This is a genomic window from Pseudacidovorax sp. NFM-22 (assembly GCF_021401245.1).
Lineage (GTDB): Bacteria > Pseudomonadota > Gammaproteobacteria > Burkholderiales > Burkholderiaceae_C > Xenophilus.
The window spans coordinates 40243-55806 of sequence record NZ_JACBFY010000005.1; the positions used below are offsets into that span (position 1 = coordinate 40243).

A 15564-nucleotide genomic window follows, 5' to 3' on the forward strand; every position below is an offset into this window, starting at 1 on the left:
CACCATGGACGCCTTCACCTTCGCCCCACCCTACGAACTGCCGCAGTGGCCCTTCGTGCCACCGCCCGAACTCGCGGCAGGCAGCCCCGCCCGCCATCCGGTCGTGATCGTCGGCGCTGGTCTGTCGGGCCTCACGCTGGCCTGCGACCTGGCCAGCCGCGGCATCCGCAGCGTGCTGCTGGACGAGGACGACACCGTCGGCGTGCGTGGCGCGTCGTCGCGCGGCATCTGCTACGCGCAGAAGAGCCTGGAGATCTTCGCGCGGCTGGGCGTCTACGAGCGCATCGCGACCAAGGGCGCCACCTGGTCCTTCGGCCGCACCTTCTCGGGCGACACCGAGGTCTACAGCTTCAATCTGCGCACCGACAGCGTCTCGGCGCAGCCGCCCTTCATCAACCTGCAGCAGTTCTACGTGGAGTGGTTCCTGGTGGACCGCATCCTCGAACTGGGCCTCACCGACCTGCGCTGGAAGAACCGCGTGCACCAGGTCGAGCCGCTGGAGGGCGGCGTGCGCCTGCACATCGAGACACCCGCGGGCCGCTACGCCCTCGACGCCGATCACCTGATCGACGCCACGGGCGCCAACAGCCCGATCCGCACCCAGCTGGCCCTGCCGGCCCATGCCTCGCGCAGCACCGACCGCTGGTGCATCAGCGACGTGCGCTTCAAGAAGCCGCTGCCCGTCGAGCGCTGGACCTGGGTGGACGCGCCCTTCAACGAAGGCCGCGGCGTGTGGCAGCACCTGATGGCCGACGGCGTCTGGCGCATGGACTACCAGATGCCCGAGGACGCCGACCCCGCCGAGGTCAGCCTGCCCGAGGTGGCCGCCGCCCGCCTGCGCGAGCAACTGGGGCCCGACGTGGACTTCGAGTTCGTCTGGATCGGCCCCTACGGCTACCGCGACCATCTGCTGGAGCGCTTCCGCCACGGCCGCATCTTCTTCATCGGTGACGCGGCCCATGTGGTCAGCCCCTTCGGCGCGCGTGGCGGCAACACCGGCATCCAGGACGCCGCCAACCTGGCCTGGAAGCTGGCCCTGGTGCTGAGCGACCAGGCACCCGCCACCCTGCTGGACAGCTACGACGCCGAGCGCCGGCCCGCGGCCGTGCAGAACCTGGCGGTGACCAGCCGCTCGGCGCGCTTCCTGGCGCCGCGGTCACCCGCCGAACATGTGCTGCGCCGCGCCGTGGTCGCACTCGCCGCGCGCCATCCCTTCGCGCGCAGTCTGGTCAACACCGGCCGCATGTCGGTCGCCAACGACTACCCGCCCTCGCCCTGGCAGCCCGGCGGCAGTCGGACGGTGCAGAACGTGCCCCTGGCCGATGCGCAAGGCCAGTCCACCTCGCTCGCGGCGCTGCTGCGGCCCGGCACGCACTGGCTGGGCCTGTGGCATGCGCCCGAGCCGGCGCTGGTGGATGCGGCCCTGGGCGCCGTCGCCGGGCGGCCGGTCCGGCTGGTGGCGGTGGGCCCGCGTGCCGATGCCGCCTGCGGCCTGCCCGGCCATGCGGCGGGTGCGGCCGAACTCGCGCACCTGGGCCTGCAACAGCCCGGCAGCCTGCTGCTGGTGCGCCCCGACGCCTACCGCGCCGCCTTGCTGCCCGCCGCCACGGCCGACGGCCTGCGTCAGGCACTCGACACCGCCCTGGCGCCCGCTGTCCCTTCCACGCCCGCCCCATGATCACCGAGCCCCACATCCCCGATCCCGACGGCTTCTATGCCGCCCTGCTGCAGGCCCATGAGGGCCTCAGCGAAGCGCAGAGCGCCGACCTCAATGCCCGCCTCGTGCTGCTGCTGGCCAACCAGTGCGGCGACCAGCAGGTGCTGCTGGACTGCATCCGCGCCGCCGCCCTCGACACCGACACCCCTGCCCCATGACCGCCACCACCGCGCCCGCCACCGTCTCCTTCGCCTCGGCCTCCGACACCCGCGAGCAGAAGCCGCGCCTGACCCTGCTGGCGCCCGACGTCTATGGCTACATCAGCGACTTCGATCCCAACTGCGGCTTCGTCGTCGCCGAGGACCAGGTCGTGCTGATCGACACCCGGCCCACGCCGCGCATGGCGCGCGACTTCCTGGCGGCCATCCGCAGCGTCACCGACAAGCCGGTGCGCACCATCGTGCTCACGCACTACCACGCCGTGCGCGTGATGGGTGCCAGCGCCTTCGACGAGGTGCAGGCCATCATCGCCAGCCAGGGTACGCTGGACTGGATCCGCACCCGCGGCCAGGCCGACTTCGATTCCGAGGTGGGCCGCTTTCCGCGCCTGTTCGAAGGCGTGGAAGAGATCCCGGGCCTGACCCAGCCGACCATCAGCTTCGACAGCCGCATGAGCCTGTGGCTGGGCGGCGGCCGCGAGCTGCAGTTGCTGGCGCTGGGCCGCGGCCATTCCAGCGGCGACACCGTGGCCTGGCTGCCGGAGGCCGGCGTGTGCTTCTCGGGCGATGTCGTGGAAAACCGCTGCGGCGTCTATGCCGGCGATGCCTACATCCGCGACTGGGCCGCCACGCTCGACGCCGTGGCCGCCCTGCGCCCGCGCACCCTGGTGCCCGGCCGCGGCGCCGTGCTGCAGGGCGAGGCCGCCTGCACGAAGGCCATCCGCCTGACGCAGGACTTCCTGGCCACGCTGCTGGACGCCGTGCAGGCCGGCATCGACGCCGGCGAATCGCTCAAGGGCTGCTTTGCGCGCGCCGAGGCGGCCATGGTGCCGCGCTTCGGCGACTGGCCGGTGTTCCGCCATGTGCTGCCCTTCGACGTCTCGCGCGCCTACGACGAGCTCACCGGCACCGAGCACCCGGTCGTGTGGACCGCCGAGCGCGACCGCGCGCTCTGGCAGGTGCTGCACGGCTGAGCGCCTTACTTCGCATCGATCACAACACAGGAGACAACCCCATGACCCGCTTCTTCCACCGCCTGGGCGCCGCCCTGGCCCTGGCCGCCGCCACTGCCGGTGCCGCGCTGGCCCAGGGCGCCTATCCCAGCCAGCCCATCAAGTGGCTGGTGCCCTATGCCGCCGGCGGCGGCACCGACAGCATCGCGCGCCAGCTGGCCGACGCCATGCAGCCCTCCATCGGCCAGCCGGTGCTGATCGACAACCGGCCCGGCGCCTCCACCAACATCGCGGCCGGCCTGCTGATGCAGGCCAAGCCCGACGGCTACACCGTCATGCAGGCGGAGAACGCTGCCCTGCTCTTCAACGAGCACATGTTCGCCAAGCTGCCCTACAAGCCGGCCTCCGACTTCACCTACATCGGCGCCATCGGCCGCATTCCGATCGCGCTGGTGGTGCGCAGCGACTTCCAGGCGCAGAACCTGCAGCAGTTCGTCGCCTATGTGAAGGCCAGCGGCGACAAGGCCAGCTACGGCTCGCCCGGCATCGGCACGCCGCACCACATGGCCATGGAGCTGCTCAAGCAGAAGGCCGGCCTCACCATCACGCACGTGGCCTACAAGGGCGCCGCGCCCGCGCTGCAGGACATGATGGGCGGCCAGGTGCCGATGATGATGCTGGACCTGGGCACCGCCCTGCCCTACCTCAAGAGCGGCAAGCTGCGCGCCCTGGCCATCGCGCTGCCCCAGCGCGCCAAGGCCCTGCCCGACGTGCCCACCTTCAACGAGCTGGGCTACCCAGAGGTCAACGCCTTCGCCTTCCACGGCCTCATCGGGCCGGCGGGCATGCCGGCGCCGGTGGTCGAGAAGCTCAACGCCGAGCTGCGCAAGGCGCTGCAGGCGCCGCGCGTGCAGCAGGTGTTCGGCGAGTTCGGCTTCGAGGCCCTGCCGGGCACGCCCAAGGAGTTCTACGACATGGCGCGCGCCCAGAGCGCGTACTGGGGCCAGGTCATCCGCACGTCCGGCGTGCAGCTGGATTGAACGGGACTGCCGACATGCACGCCCTGGCTTCCCCGCCCGCCGCCCTGCGCGTCGGCTTCATCGGCCTAGGCGTGATGGGCGGCCCCATGGCCGGCCACCTGGCCCGTGCCGGCCACGCCGTGGCGGCGCACGATGCGCAGCCCGGCGTCGCGGCCGCCCTGGCCGAGGCTCAGCCGGGCATCCGCCCCTGCGCGACGGCCTGCGAGGTGGCCCGCCACAGCGACATCGTCATCACCATGCTGCCCAACGGCCGCGTCGTGCGCGACGTGGTCTTCGCGCCGGAGACCGGCCTGCTGGCCGGCTGGCAGGCGGGCGGCCTGCTGCTGGACACCTCCTCGGCCGAGCCCTGGCTCACGCGCGAGACGGCCGAAGGCCTGGCGGCCCGCGGCATCGGCATGGTGGACGCGCCCGTCTCGGGTGCGGCCTGGGGCGCCCAGGCTGCAGAGCTGGTCTTCATGGTGGGCGGCACCGCCGCGGACGTGGCGCGCGTGCGGCCCCTGCTGGACGCGATGGGCCGCGCGGTCTTCCACCTGGGCGGCCTGGGCGCCGGCCACACCATGAAGTGCCTGAACAACGTGGTGACGGCGCTGACGCTCACCGCCACGGCCGAAGGCCTGGCGCTCGGCACGCGGGCCGGGCTGGACCCGGCCGTGATGACCCAGGTGCTGAACGAATCGACCGGCGGCTCGTGGATCACCCGCACTCACATCGACCAGCGGGTGCTCAGCCGGCGCTTCGACGACCCGTTCAAGCTCGAACTGATGCTCAAGGACATGGGCATCGCGCTGGACCTCGCCAAGTCGCAGGACATGCCCGCGCCGCTCAGTGCCGCCGGCCTGGCGCTGTGGCAGGCCGCCGACCGCTCGCGCGGCCCCGGCGCGAGCGTCTCCGAGCTGGTGCGCTGGGTGGAGACGCAGATGGGCGTGGAGATCCGCAGCCCCTCGGCCGGGGCGGCCTGAGCCGCCGAGCCGCGTTGCGGCGGCGGCTCAGCCCTGCGCGCCGAACTTGCCCTCGAAGGCGGACTCGGCCAGCGGGCGGCGGTCGCTCGGCACTTCGCGGGCGCGGACGCCTTCGGGCAGCACGGCCGGATCGCCCTTCCGGCCCACGGCCACGACGGTGTCGATGGCGTACATCTCGGGCAGGCCGATGGCCGTGCGCAGCTTGCCGGCGTCGAAGCCGGCCATGGCATGGGCCGACCAGCCCGACAACTGCGCCTGGAAGGCCAGGCTGGCCCAGGCGGCGCCAGCGTCGAAGGCATGCGAGGCGTTGGGCACCGGCTCGGTCTTGCCCGGGAACACGGCTTCGCGGGCCGAGGCGATCACCACCAGCGCGGCGGCGCGCTTCGTCCACATCTGGTTGAACTCGACCAGGCTGTCGAAGATGGGCTGCCAGGCGGCCGTGTCGCGGCGGGCGTAGATGAAGCGCCAGGGCTGCACGTTGTAGGCCGAGGGCGCCCAGCGCGCGGCTTCGAGCAGGCTCATGAGGGCCGGCTCGGCGATGGCCTCCTCGGTGAAGGCGCGGGGCGACCAGCGCTCGGTGAACAGGGGATCGATGGGATGGGCGGGTTGACGGGGGTTGCTCATTCGAAAAACTCCAGGGGAACGGAAACGTGTGCAAAGGCCGTGCCACGAGGGCAGGCCTGCGCATGCCCGCATGATGCCAGCCGTGGGGTGTGCATGAGCGGGTCAACCCACGGCTGGTCAGGCCCGGGGGCAGGGCACTGCCCTGCCGCAGCGCCTGCGTCACGGCGTCGCCGCACCCGTGCAACGGTGGGGCCGAAGGGCTGCCGTGCCTTGCGCGAACGCCGGCGCGAGCGGCTCGGCTTTCCTCGACCACCCAGCGCGCTGCGCTGTCCCTGCCGCTACTGGGAAGGCGCGATGCGCCTCGCCTTGACCACCTGGCCCCAGAGCTTCAGCTCGTCGTCCACAACCGTCCGCAGGGCGTCCGCGCTGCTGCCCACAGGCACGGCAGACACGGCGGCAAGCTGCCTGCGCACCTCGGGCATCGCCGCGACCTTCTGCCATGCCTCACTGAGCGTGGCGACCACGTCCGCAGGCGTGCCGGCCGGCGCCCAGACGCCGTACCACGCGTCGATCACGTAGCCGGGCACGGTCTCGCTGACCGTCGGCAGGTCGGGCATGGCGGCGGCGCGCCGGGCACCGGTCTGCGCCAGCGCCCGCACCTTGCCGCTGGCCAGCAGCGAGGGCACCTGGGCGGCCGGGCTCATGGACAGCTGCACCACATTCGACAGAAGGTCCGCGCTGAAATTGCCGGCGTAGTTGACCGGGAGCAATTCGGCGCCGGTCTGCACGGCGAGCAGTTGCGCGCCCAGGTAGGCGGCCGACGCATAGCCCGTGACCCCCATCGCGAGCTTGCCCGGCCGCGCCTTGGCGTCGTCGATGAGTTCTGCCAGGGAGTGGACGGGCACCTGCGTGTTGACCATCCAGACGAAGGGCGAGGCCGCGAAGCGCGACACCGGCACCAGGTCCTTCTGCGGGTCGTAAGGCAGGTTGGCGACGACATGCGGGTTCATCGTCATCGTCTGATTGAAGGTGAACAGCAGCGTGTGCCCATCGGGCCGGGCCCGCGTCACGCGCTGCACGCCGATGACGCCGCTGGCCCCCACGACGTTCTCCACCACCACCGGCTGGCCCAGCACGTCCGACAGACGCTGGGCACCGATGCGCCCGATGATGTCGACGCCGGTGCCGGCACCGGCCGGGAGCACCAGGTGGATCTGCCGCGCCGGAAAGGCGGTCTGCGCCACCGCGGCGACGGGCAGCAGCAGGCCAGCCAGGAAGGCCGTCAGGAGGGGCACGACGCGGCCGCGAGTCATCTCGATCATGGGATCTCCTTCACACCTTGTCAGGCGTCGGGCAAGGCCGTCGCCTGCCAATGCAGCATCTGCAGCGGTCCGCCGGCTGCCTCGACCCAGACGGTCACGAAGGCATTGCGCATGACCTTGGTGGCGCCGCCGACATCGAGGGTGGTGGTGGTCTTGCCGCTCAGCACGACGGCGCCGCCGGCCAGCCGGACCTGCTGCTCCGTGCGGACCGCGTCCACGAAGCGGAAGCGGCCCGCGAGGATCGTCGCCAGGAAGGCGGCGCGGTCCTCGGTCTTGCCGTTCGCGTGGGTGTGGAGATAGTCCTGTGCGAGCAGGCGCTCCAGTGCCGCCCTGTCCTGCGCGTACAGCGCCTGGTAGCGCGCCTCGTCCGCGGCAAGGACCCGCGCCCGCAGGTCTTCGAGCGAATCGGCGACGGTCATGCCCGCTCCTCCACCACGTCATTGACGAGCGTGCCGATGCCCTCGATCTCGACCTCGACCCTGTCGCCGGGACGCAGGGGCCCGACGCCGGCCGGCGTCCCGGTCATGATGAGGTCGCCGGGCAGCAGGGTGATGGCACGGCTCAGATAGGCCACCAGCGCATCGACGCCGAAGAGCAGGTCGGCCGTCTCGCCCTCCTGCACCTGGGTGCCGTTGAGCCTGCCGCGCAATCGCAAGGCGCCCGGGTCCAGGGCCGTCTCGATGCACGGACCGATCGGCGCAAAGCTGTCGAAGGCCTTGCCGAGCGTCATGAGGCCCATGGCCATTTCCTGCCGCTGGATGGTGCGCTCGCTCACGTCGTTGCCGCAGGTGTAGCCCAGCACATGTGCGAGCGCGTCCTCCTGCCGCACATGCCGGGCGCGTCGGCCGATCACCGCCACGAGTTCGGCCTCGTAGTGGACGATGGTGCTGCCGCGCGGATAGACGATGGCCCCGCCAGGTGCGAGCAGGCTCGTGTCCGGCTTCATGAACAGCGGCGGGATGTCCGGCAGTGGCCGCCCCGTCTCGAGGATGTGCGAGCGGTAGTTGAAGCCGACGCCGAAGATGCGCGGGCGCTCCACGGTGGGCGCCAGCAGTTGCAGGGCGTCCAGGCGCCAGCGCTCGTCGCCGAGGGCCAGGTCGCCGTCGAAAGGCGAGCCGCGCATGGCGCGCACGGTGCCCCCGTCTTCGAGCACGCCGAAGCGTGCACGGCCTTCGTGGAGGAACTTGTAGATCTTCATGGCTTCATGGTCCTTGTCCTGCGCTATGGATGAATGTCGGGCGCCAGCCGGCGCAGCGCGCGCAGCAGCCCGCCGGCCGCCAGCACCAGCGCGGTGGCCAGCACGATGCCCTGGTACACGCCGATGGCGTCTCCGAGCTGGCGGGCCTGCTCGATGCCGTGCCCGATGCCGGTCTTGGCGGCCAGGTACTCGCCGACCAGCGCGGCACTCACCGCCCAGGGCAGGGCCACCTGCAGGCCGGTGAAGATGAAGGGCAGCACGCTCGGCACCACGATATGGCACGTGAGCTGGGCCGGCGTCGCGCCGAAGACGCGCGCGGCCATCAGCAGGCGCCCATCGACCGCCGAGAGGCCGGCATGGGTCAGCGAAAACACGATGAACAGCACCGTCAGCGCCACCAGCAGCACCTTCGGCAACCAACCGGTGCCGAACCACAGCACCAGCAGCGGCACCAGCCCGAGCTTCGGGATGCTCATCAGCGCGGTGACGAAGGGCTGCGTCATGGCGTCGGCACGGGCCGACAGGCGCAGCAGCACGGCCAGGCCGGCGCCCGCCAGTGCGCCCAGCACCGTGCCTGCCGCCAGCAGCGCCGACGTCGATGCCACGGCGGCCAGCAGTCGCCCGGCCTGCCAATCCTGGGCGATGCGGCCCACCACCTGCCCGATGCCGGGCACCCAGTAGGCGCCCAGCGAGCGGCTGGCCAGCTCCCAGACCAACGCGAAGCCGGCGAGCCCCAGCAGACGCGCGGCCAGCTGCGTGCGCCCGTTCATGGCGCGGCCCCGTGGCGCAGACAGCCGCGGATGGCGTCGTAGTGCGCGCCGAAGCTGGGGGCCTTGAAGATCGATTCCGGATCGCGCGGGCGGGCGATGTCGATGCGCCGCTCGAGCACCACGCGGCCCGGCGAGCCGGACAGCAGCACCACCCGGTCGCCCAGCGCGATGGCCTCGTTGATGTCGTGCGTGACGAAGAGGATGGTCTTGCGCTCCACCGCCCACAGCGCCAGCAGCTCCGCCTGCAGCTGCGCGCGGGTCTCGGCGTCGAGGGCCCCGAAGGGCTCGTCCATGAGCACGACCGGCGGGTTGTAGGCCAGGGTGCGCGCCAGCGAGGCGCGCTTGCGCATGCCGCCGGAGAGCTGGTGCGGGTAGTGCCCGGCCCACCGCGCCAGGCCCACCTGCTCCACCAGATGTCGCACGCGCTCCACGTCCGCCGCCGACGGCTTGCCGGCGAGCGTCAGCGGGAACATCACGTTGTCCCACACCGAGCGCCAGGGCAGCAGGTTGTCGTCCTGCGTCACATAGCCGATCTGCCGGCCGCTGCCGGGCTGGGCCGGCATGCCCTCGCCACCCACCGGTCGGCCCCGGAACAGGATGCGGCCGGCCGACGGCGCAAGCGTCTGGGCCACCACGTTCAGCAGCGTCGACTTGCCGGCACCCGAGGAGCCCATGATGGTCACGAATTCGCCCTCGTGCACCGTCAGGTCCACGTCGCGCAGGATCCAGCGCGGCCCCTGGGCCTTGCCACCGTCGTAGCAGACGCCGAGTTGCGACAGTTGCAGCAGTGCGGCGGACTGGGCCACCGCGGGTGTCTCGGGTCTCATGCCTCAGGCTCCGATGGAGCGCGCCGCACGCGCCTGCGGGGCCTGCCAGCGCAGCCGCCGCCGGTTGAGCATCGACAGCACCGCGCCCAGGCCGAGCACGATGCCCATCACGGTGACCAGGGCGACGAACACCAGCGTGGTGTCGAAGTCCGAGGCGCCGTACTGCACCAGGTAGCCGATGCCGCGGTTCGACGAGATGATCTCGCCGACGATGGCCCCGGCGATGGCATAGGGCACGGCCACGCGCAGCCCGCCGAACAGGTAGGGCACGACCGCCGGCCACACCACATGCCGCAGCAGCTGCCATTCGCTCGCGCCGAAGACGCGGACCGTGGCCAGAAGGCGGGTGTCGACGGCCCGCACGCCGTCCAGGGTGCTGTAGAACACGATGAAGAAGATGGCCGTGGCCACCAGGGCCACCTTGGCCCCTGGCCCCACGCCCATCCACAGGATGAACAGCGGCACCATCGCCGTCTTGGGTATGGCGTAGCCGATGCCCGCGAGGGCGAGGACCGCCTCACGCGTCCATGGATGGCGGCGCAGCGCCATGGCCAGTGCGCAACCCGGCAGGGCACCCAGCAGGAAGCCGCCCAGCGCCTCGCCCAGCGTGAAGCGACCATGGAACCAGAGGTCGCCGCTCGCGGCCATCGCCACGAGCCGGCTCACGACCAGCAGCGGCGAACTGATCCAGTAGGCGCCCAGCAGACGGGACACCGCCTCCCAGGCTGCCAGCACCACCACGCCCAGCACCAGCCGGTCGAGCCACGGACGATGCGTGGCGGAATGCATGCGCTGGCTCAACGGGTACCGCCCACGAAGTCATCGGTATAGATCGTCCGGGCGAGCGCGGACAGCGCCGCCTTGTCGTCCTGCGGCCCGAACATGGTCTCCACCGTGTGGGCAAAGGCCTTGCCCATGGGCATGGCGCGCGCCGGCGTATTGCGCTGGAAGCTCTCGAAGGCCTGCTTCAGCAGCTCGGGATCCATCTTGTCGAAACGTCTGCCGAGCAGGGCCAGGGCCTTCTGCGGCTCGGTGCCGATCAGCGCCAGGCTGCGGTCCAGCGCGGCGACCATCTTCCTGCACGTGTCCGCGGCGCTGGTGCAGTGGCCGTCGCGCGCGACCAGCACGTTGTAGGTCGTCGGGTTCAGGTCCGCAAAGTCGCCGCGCGGGCCGCTGATCCACAGTTGCGCGCCGCGGCGCACGGCTTCGAGGGTGAAGGGACTCGAAAAGACGAAGCCGTCCACCTCCTTCTTCTGCAGCGCCGCATCCATGCCCGGCGGCGCGATGAAGACCAGGCGGATGTCTCGGTCCGCATCGATGCCGGCCTGGCGCGCCACATAGCGCAGGAAGGCGTGCGGCAGCCCGTTGGCGGCATCCACGGCCAGCGTGAGCCCTTTGAGCGCGCGGGCCCGCTCCACCGGCGAGCGGGCCGCGGACAGCCGCTGGGCCGCCTCGGCGGACAGGACCACCTCGGTCGTCGCGTTCTCCTGCAACCCGGCGATGGCCAGCGTCTTCTGGCCCCGCTGCGCCGCGCGCAACTGCAGCAGGCCGGCGATGGTGGTGAAGTCGGCGCTGCCGCCGATGAGGGCGTTGAGCGCGGCCGGGCCGGCCAGCTGGCTGACGTCCACGTCGAGGCCGGCCTCCTTGAAGTAGCCCGCGTCCTCGGCGATGTACACCGGCGCGAACAGGACGGACAGCGCGGGCAGCACCAGCCTGGCTTTCGTGGCCTGGGCCGATGCGGCCAGCGAGGCCGCGGCCAGGAGGGCACCGATCGCGAGGCGCCGGACGAGTGGGTTGATCATGCGTGTCTCCTTCTTCTGTAAGGGGTGTCAATCGAGCGAATCGGGGCGACGCAGCAGTTCGGCCTCCGGCACGCCGGCAGCCAGCCGGCACACCATGTCGTCGGGGTCGAAGTCGATGCCAATGGGGTTTCGGCGAAAGACTTCGCTGCGCATCCAGGCGTTGGTGGCCTCGGCATCGGGAAAGCTGTCGACCTGCAGCTCGATCTGGTTGCCTTCCGGATCGGCGTAGTAGAAGGACACGGTGGGCCCGTGGTTGATCGCGCGGTAGGGCAGGATGTCCAGCGCGCGCAGGCGCTGGTAGGTGCCCAGCAGCTCGGCCAGCGAGTCATAGGCGAAGGCCGTGTGGTAGTGGCCCACGCGGAAGGCGTCGTCGCGTGGCTGGTAGTCCTCCAGCGCGATCAGCGCGAGGCGGTGGTGCTCGTCGTCGTAAGTCAGGAAGGCGACCTTGGACGAGGCATGGGCCACATGGGCGCCCAGCACCGTGCAGTACCAGGCCACGAGATCGTCGAGGCGGTTCGTGCGCAGGGCGACGTGGGCGAGACGCCGGGGCCGGACGACGGGCCCGTCGGCAGTGGTGGTGGCGGTCTGGGTCGTGGTGTTCATGCCTGGGCTTCCTGAAGCGGTTGGATCGGCTCGGCCCGCACGCCTGCTGGCCGGCCGGTGAGCGCGGCGATGGCCTGCCGCATGGTCTTCTCTGCGTCGTCGCGCGCGCCCTCGCTGCGCCACGCGACATGGCCGTCCGGGCGCACCAGGACTGCCCCGTCGGCACCGATGCCGTAGAGGTCGTGGAACGCGCCGCCGTGGTCGATCAGGTCGCCCTGCGGCCCGACCACGAAAGCCTGGGCGACCAGGCCCGCCGGCACTGAAGCCTTCAGGAACGCCGCGGTCCAGGCCTGCCCCTCGCGACCGGCCAGCAGCGTGAAGCACCGGTCCTTGAACAACTCGACGGTCGAGACGGTGGCGCCCCCTTCGGCGCGGCGGAGCCAGCAATGCGGCGCGCGCCGGCCCGGCGCGGCCGAGGCCACATAGGTGTCGACCTCAAGGTCGCTCAACGTCTCGTCGGTGCCCAGGACGAGGTCGGAGCGGTAGGCATAGCCGAAGGTCTGGCCGTGGTAGTCGAAGTGCGCGCGCTGGCCGGGGATGGCCTCGCGCATGCGGGCGATGTCCTCTTCGCGGAAGTCCTCGTGGGTCTTCATGATCCCGCCCAGCCCGGCGCTCTCCATCCGCCGCGCGTTGCGCACGCTCTGTTCGACGTTGAAGCGGATCACCGGCAGGCGCTCGGCTTCGTAGGAATCCAGGATCGACGCCTCGGCCTGGCCGCGCAGCACGAGCGCCAGCTTCCAGCACAGGTTGTGGACGTCGCCCACGGCCGTGTTCATGCCCTGACCGCCAGTGGGCGGCAGCGGATGCGCCGCGTCGCCGGCCAGGAACACCCGGCCGCTGCGCAGCCGCCGGGCGATGCGCGCCTGCATGCGCCAGGCGCGCACGTCGCGCACCTGCAGCGGCAGGTCCGGCACGCCAATGGCCGCGCGCACGATGGCGGCGCAGCGCTCCGGTGTGAAACGCTCCGGCGCGTCGCGGGCCGCGTCGTAGCCGAAGTTGTAGGTCCAGCGGTGGCGGCCATCCAGCGCGATCAGCACGCCCACGGTCTCGGCGTTGTAGATCCACCAGAGAAGATGCGGACGCTTCGCGACCCAGGGCCACAGGTCGGCCTCGAAATAGACGCCGATCTGCTGGCCCAGCGCTTCGGCGCCGTCGAGCGGAATGCCCAATGGCTCGCGCAGGTTGCCGCGCGCGCCGTCGGCGGCGATCGCATAGCGCGCCCGGACGGCGCGCGCGGCACCGTCGGCGTCCACGATCCGCGCGCTCACGCCGTCGTCGTCCTGCGTCAGGTCCTGGACCTGCGTGCCGAAGCGCACATCGACGCTCGTCTGCGACTCCGCCGCGCGCCGCAGCACGGGCTCCAGCACGTCCTGCGGACACGAGGTCTTGGCGCTGGGCCCATGCGTTTCCGCCAGGCGATTGCGCTGGCGGTCCGCATAGGTGTCGATTTCGCCGATGGTCTCGCCCGCGACCGAGCGCACGAAGACCACGCCCCGATTGCGGTCCTGCGGAATGCCGCGCGCGCGCACGGCGTCGTCCAGGCCCCAGGTCCGCAGGATCTCCATCGTCCGGGCGCTCACCACGTGGCCCCGGGGATGAAAGCTGGTGGAGGCATGGCGCTCGACCAGCAGCGTTTGCACGCCGCAGCGCCCCAGGGCGATGGCGGCGGCGAGCCCGCAAGGCCCGCCGCCCACGATGAGGACGTCGGGGCGCAGGACTTGGTCGTCCGCGGAAAGCTTGATGCTCGACATGGCGAATTCGCTCGATTGCTGATTGACTGTCAGTCAGCTTAATCGCGTGAACGTCGCCGCCATTGCTCGTTTTCCCTGAAGCCGCGAAGGCCGCGGCGCCGACCCCGACCTATCATGGAACGCATGACCGATACCGCCAGCCGGCCCCAACGCCGCAAGAAGGAGGCCCCCGCCGAGAAGGCACCCACGGGCAAGCAACGCATCCTGGAAGCGGCCGAGCGACTCTTCGCGAGTCGCGGTTTCCTCGACGTGTCGGCCGCCGAGATCGTGCGCGAGGCCGGCGTGGCGCACGGCCTGCTCTTCCATCACTTCGGGGCGATGGAGGACCTCTACGCCGAGGTCAGCCGCATGGCGGCGCAGCGCATGAACGAGGTGCAGCTCGCGTCATTCCGCGGCAGGACCGCACGCGAGCAGGTGGCGGCCTTCCTTCGCGCGCATCTGCGCTCGGTCAAGCAGCGCGAGGGAGACGCCCTCTTCCGGGCCCGCTCGCACAACGTCGCCACGCACGCCAAGGTGGCCGCGATCTGGGAGGCCTCCCGGCAGGAGGCCATCGACCGGGTCTGCGAGGCCTTGGGGCTGGAGGCGCCCACGCCCGCGATGCGGGTCTGCCTGCGCGCCTGGATCGGCTTTCACGACCAGCTGGTGCTGGCGTGGCTTTCCGAGCGCACGATCAGCGAACGGCAGGTGATGGACTGGACGATGAAGCAGCTGGAGCATCTGGCGGCCGACGTGCTGTCGGTGGACCTGGACCGTGCCGCTGGCGGCGCGTCCGCATCCGCATCCGCATCCGCATCCGCCGGGTAGTTCAACTCAGTCGCCTGCGAGCGCATCGCGCAGCCAGGCATCGACCTGCGCCGCGGCCTCGTACTGCACCCAGTGCCCGGCACCGGGAATGACCTGCGCCGGGCAGCCGACGAGCGCCGCGGCCTCGGCCGGGTCGGCCGTCACGTCGTGGGCACCCCAGACCGCCGCCACGGGGCCGGCATGGGCCGCCAGCAACGACTGCAGGCCACCCGCCCGCGACAGCCGTTTGCTGCGAAAGCGCGTGGCCTGGCAGGCCCAGGTGTGCACGGCCAGCGCCTCGTCGTCGATGGTGGCCTCGTCGTGCAGCATGTGCATGAGCAGGTTGTGGCGCATGATGGCCGCAAGCGCCGCGTGGTCCTGCGCCTGGGCGGCGGCATGCCAGTCATGCAAGGGGCCGCGCGGACGGCGGGCGCCGCCATGGCCGGCGGGGCCGAGCAGCAGCAGGTGATGGACGCGCGCGACCGTCTCGTCCAATGCCGCAGCCGCCCGCGCGGCCAGATGTGCCGCGACCAGCCCGCCAAAGGAAAAGCCAGCCAGGTCGATGCCGCGGCCCCGCGCGCCCGGCAGTTGCGCGATGCCGGCCATCAGCCGGTCGAGCAGCGTGTCGAAACCGCCCTCGTCGACGGCATCGGAATCGCCGTAGCCCGGCATGTCGGGCACCCACACGGCGCGGTCCTGGGCCAGCGCCTCGATGTTGCGCACCCAGTGCATCCAGTTGCCATGGCCGCCATGCAGCAGCACCAGCGGGGCACGCCCCGTGTGGTGGGTTCCCCAACCGCGCCAACGCACGCGGCTACCGCTGGGGCCGGTGTCCAGCTGCTGCGCCAGGGCGTCGAGCCGGCTGGCACGCGGTGCGAGTGGGACGAAGTCGGTGGGGGGCGGCGAAGGATCGGGCGTCATGGGCTGAGTGTGCTGCGAACGGCTTGACCCGGTCGACGGGCCTTGCTCCCTCTCCCCTCGCGGGAGAGGGCGGGGGAGAGGGGGCGACGACGGTCGCAATGGGCAGTGGCGTGGTGCATCCCCCCTCTCCCCCAACCCCTCTCCCGCGAGGGGAGAGGGGCGCACGGCGGCGCGTCTGACGAGGCGTTTCAGTCCA

17 protein-coding genes are annotated in these 15564 nt (G+C 71.5%); 6 read left to right on the top strand and 11 right to left on the bottom strand.

Annotated features, from left to right (window positions below; translation table 11 throughout):
- The first annotated feature begins 4 nt into the window (after positions 1 to 4).
- Genes L0984_RS17825 through L0984_RS17845 form a run of 5 tightly spaced genes read left to right on the top strand, consistent with a single transcriptional unit; the run spans position 5 to position 4827 of the window.
- Positions 5 to 1678, top strand: coding sequence for an FAD-dependent oxidoreductase (locus L0984_RS17825; protein WP_234195097.1), 1674 nt, complete (start codon positions 5 to 7; stop codon positions 1676 to 1678).
- Complete coding sequence (locus tag L0984_RS17830; RefSeq protein WP_234195099.1) at positions 1675 to 1875, top strand: DUF2783 domain-containing protein; 201 nt, start codon at positions 1675 to 1677, stop codon at positions 1873 to 1875. Before L0984_RS17825 ends, L0984_RS17830 begins: the two co-directional genes overlap by 4 nt.
- Positions 1872 to 2849 carry an MBL fold metallo-hydrolase gene (locus L0984_RS17835; protein ID WP_234195100.1) on the top strand — a complete coding sequence of 326 codons (978 nt, stop codon included), beginning with the start codon at positions 1872 to 1874 and terminating at the stop codon, positions 2847 to 2849. Before L0984_RS17830 ends, L0984_RS17835 begins: the two co-directional genes overlap by 4 nt.
- Positions 2850 to 2890: 41 nt before the next feature.
- Positions 2891 to 3868 (top strand): Bug family tripartite tricarboxylate transporter substrate binding protein, encoded by a 978-nt coding sequence (locus tag L0984_RS17840; RefSeq protein ID WP_234195101.1) that lies wholly within the window; start codon positions 2891 to 2893, stop codon positions 3866 to 3868.
- A gap of 14 nt (positions 3869 to 3882) precedes the next feature.
- Positions 3883 to 4827, top strand: a complete 945-nt coding sequence (locus L0984_RS17845) for an NAD(P)-dependent oxidoreductase (RefSeq protein ID WP_234195102.1) — start codon at positions 3883 to 3885, stop codon at positions 4825 to 4827.
- Positions 4828 to 4854: 27 nt separating this feature from the next.
- Here L0984_RS17845 and L0984_RS17850 read toward each other — a convergent pair whose 3' ends face one another.
- The 10 genes from L0984_RS17850 to L0984_RS17895 form a co-directional block, all read right to left on the bottom strand.
- Positions 4855 to 5451 carry a nitroreductase family protein gene (locus tag L0984_RS17850; protein ID WP_234195103.1) on the bottom strand — a complete coding sequence of 199 codons (597 nt, stop codon included), beginning with the start codon at positions 5449 to 5451 and terminating at the stop codon, positions 4855 to 4857.
- Positions 5452 to 5729: 278 nt separating this feature from the next.
- Positions 5730 to 6713 (bottom strand): Bug family tripartite tricarboxylate transporter substrate binding protein, encoded by a 984-nt coding sequence (locus L0984_RS17855; protein ID WP_234195104.1) that lies wholly within the window; start codon positions 6711 to 6713, stop codon positions 5730 to 5732.
- 20 nt (positions 6714 to 6733) lie between these two features.
- Positions 6734 to 7132: a nuclear transport factor 2 family protein gene (locus L0984_RS17860; protein WP_234195105.1), complete on the bottom strand. Its 399-nt coding sequence runs from the start codon at positions 7130 to 7132 to the stop codon at positions 6734 to 6736.
- Positions 7129 to 7911 (bottom strand): fumarylacetoacetate hydrolase family protein, encoded by a 783-nt coding sequence (locus tag L0984_RS17865; protein WP_234195107.1) that lies wholly within the window; start codon positions 7909 to 7911, stop codon positions 7129 to 7131. Before L0984_RS17865 ends, L0984_RS17860 begins: the two co-directional genes overlap by 4 nt.
- Before the next feature lie 23 nt (positions 7912 to 7934).
- Entirely contained in the window at positions 7935 to 8681 is a 747-nt protein-coding gene (locus L0984_RS17870) for an ABC transporter permease (RefSeq protein WP_234195108.1), read from the bottom strand.
- Entirely contained in the window at positions 8678 to 9508 is an 831-nt protein-coding gene (locus tag L0984_RS17875) for an ABC transporter ATP-binding protein (RefSeq protein ID WP_234195109.1), read from the bottom strand. The genes L0984_RS17870 and L0984_RS17875 overlap by 4 nt, the downstream gene beginning before the upstream one ends.
- Before the next feature lie 3 nt (positions 9509 to 9511).
- Entirely contained in the window at positions 9512 to 10297 is a 786-nt protein-coding gene (locus L0984_RS17880) for an ABC transporter permease (protein ID WP_234195110.1), read from the bottom strand.
- Between the two features lie 8 nt (positions 10298 to 10305).
- Positions 10306 to 11310: an ABC transporter substrate-binding protein gene (locus L0984_RS17885; RefSeq protein WP_234195111.1), complete on the bottom strand. Its 1005-nt coding sequence runs from the start codon at positions 11308 to 11310 to the stop codon at positions 10306 to 10308.
- Between the two features lie 27 nt (positions 11311 to 11337).
- Positions 11338 to 11913: a VOC family protein gene (locus tag L0984_RS17890; RefSeq protein WP_234195112.1), complete on the bottom strand. Its 576-nt coding sequence runs from the start codon at positions 11911 to 11913 to the stop codon at positions 11338 to 11340.
- Positions 11910 to 13664: an FAD-dependent monooxygenase gene (locus tag L0984_RS17895; protein ID WP_234195113.1), complete on the bottom strand. Its 1755-nt coding sequence runs from the start codon at positions 13662 to 13664 to the stop codon at positions 11910 to 11912. The genes L0984_RS17890 and L0984_RS17895 overlap by 4 nt, the downstream gene beginning before the upstream one ends.
- A gap of 123 nt (positions 13665 to 13787) precedes the next feature.
- On the opposite strand from L0984_RS17895, the gene L0984_RS17900 reads away from it, so the two are divergent.
- Entirely contained in the window at positions 13788 to 14468 is a 681-nt protein-coding gene (locus tag L0984_RS17900; RefSeq protein ID WP_234195115.1) for a TetR/AcrR family transcriptional regulator, read from the top strand.
- 6 nt (positions 14469 to 14474) lie between these two features.
- Here L0984_RS17900 and L0984_RS17905 read toward each other — a convergent pair whose 3' ends face one another.
- Positions 14475 to 15368, bottom strand: a complete 894-nt coding sequence (locus L0984_RS17905; RefSeq protein WP_234195117.1) for an alpha/beta fold hydrolase — start codon at positions 15366 to 15368, stop codon at positions 14475 to 14477.
- Positions 15369 to 15564 lie beyond the last annotated feature (196 nt).

Bases quoted from the DNA above. Each gene is read 5' to 3' on its own strand.
- L0984_RS17835 (WP_234195100.1), top strand. From the start codon at position 1,872: ATGACCGCCACCACCGCGCCCGCCACCGTCTCCTTCGCCTCGGCCTCC.
- L0984_RS17895 (WP_234195113.1), bottom strand. From the start codon at position 13,664: ATGTCGAGCATCAAGCTTTCCGCGGACGACCAAGTCCTGCGCCCCGAC.
- L0984_RS17850 (WP_234195103.1), bottom strand. From the start codon at position 5,451: ATGAGCAACCCCCGTCAACCCGCCCATCCCATCGATCCCCTGTTCACC.
- L0984_RS17880 (WP_234195110.1), bottom strand. From the start codon at position 10,297: ATGCATTCCGCCACGCATCGTCCGTGGCTCGACCGGCTGGTGCTGGGC.
- L0984_RS17845 (WP_234195102.1), top strand. From the start codon at position 3,883: ATGCACGCCCTGGCTTCCCCGCCCGCCGCCCTGCGCGTCGGCTTCATC.
- L0984_RS17825 (WP_234195097.1), top strand. From the start codon at position 5: ATGGACGCCTTCACCTTCGCCCCACCCTACGAACTGCCGCAGTGGCCC.
- L0984_RS17830 (WP_234195099.1), top strand. From the start codon at position 1,675: ATGATCACCGAGCCCCACATCCCCGATCCCGACGGCTTCTATGCCGCC.
- L0984_RS17860 (WP_234195105.1), bottom strand. From the start codon at position 7,132: ATGACCGTCGCCGATTCGCTCGAAGACCTGCGGGCGCGGGTCCTTGCC.
- L0984_RS17865 (WP_234195107.1), bottom strand. From the start codon at position 7,911: ATGAAGATCTACAAGTTCCTCCACGAAGGCCGTGCACGCTTCGGCGTG.
- L0984_RS17885 (WP_234195111.1), bottom strand. From the start codon at position 11,310: ATGATCAACCCACTCGTCCGGCGCCTCGCGATCGGTGCCCTCCTGGCC.
- L0984_RS17870 (WP_234195108.1), bottom strand. From the start codon at position 8,681: ATGAACGGGCGCACGCAGCTGGCCGCGCGTCTGCTGGGGCTCGCCGGC.
- L0984_RS17875 (WP_234195109.1), bottom strand. From the start codon at position 9,508: ATGAGACCCGAGACACCCGCGGTGGCCCAGTCCGCCGCACTGCTGCAA.
- L0984_RS17900 (WP_234195115.1), top strand. From the start codon at position 13,788: ATGACCGATACCGCCAGCCGGCCCCAACGCCGCAAGAAGGAGGCCCCC.
- L0984_RS17855 (WP_234195104.1), bottom strand. From the start codon at position 6,713: ATGATCGAGATGACTCGCGGCCGCGTCGTGCCCCTCCTGACGGCCTTC.
- L0984_RS17905 (WP_234195117.1), bottom strand. From the start codon at position 15,368: ATGACGCCCGATCCTTCGCCGCCCCCCACCGACTTCGTCCCACTCGCA.
- L0984_RS17840 (WP_234195101.1), top strand. From the start codon at position 2,891: ATGACCCGCTTCTTCCACCGCCTGGGCGCCGCCCTGGCCCTGGCCGCC.
- L0984_RS17890 (WP_234195112.1), bottom strand. From the start codon at position 11,913: ATGAACACCACGACCCAGACCGCCACCACCACTGCCGACGGGCCCGTC.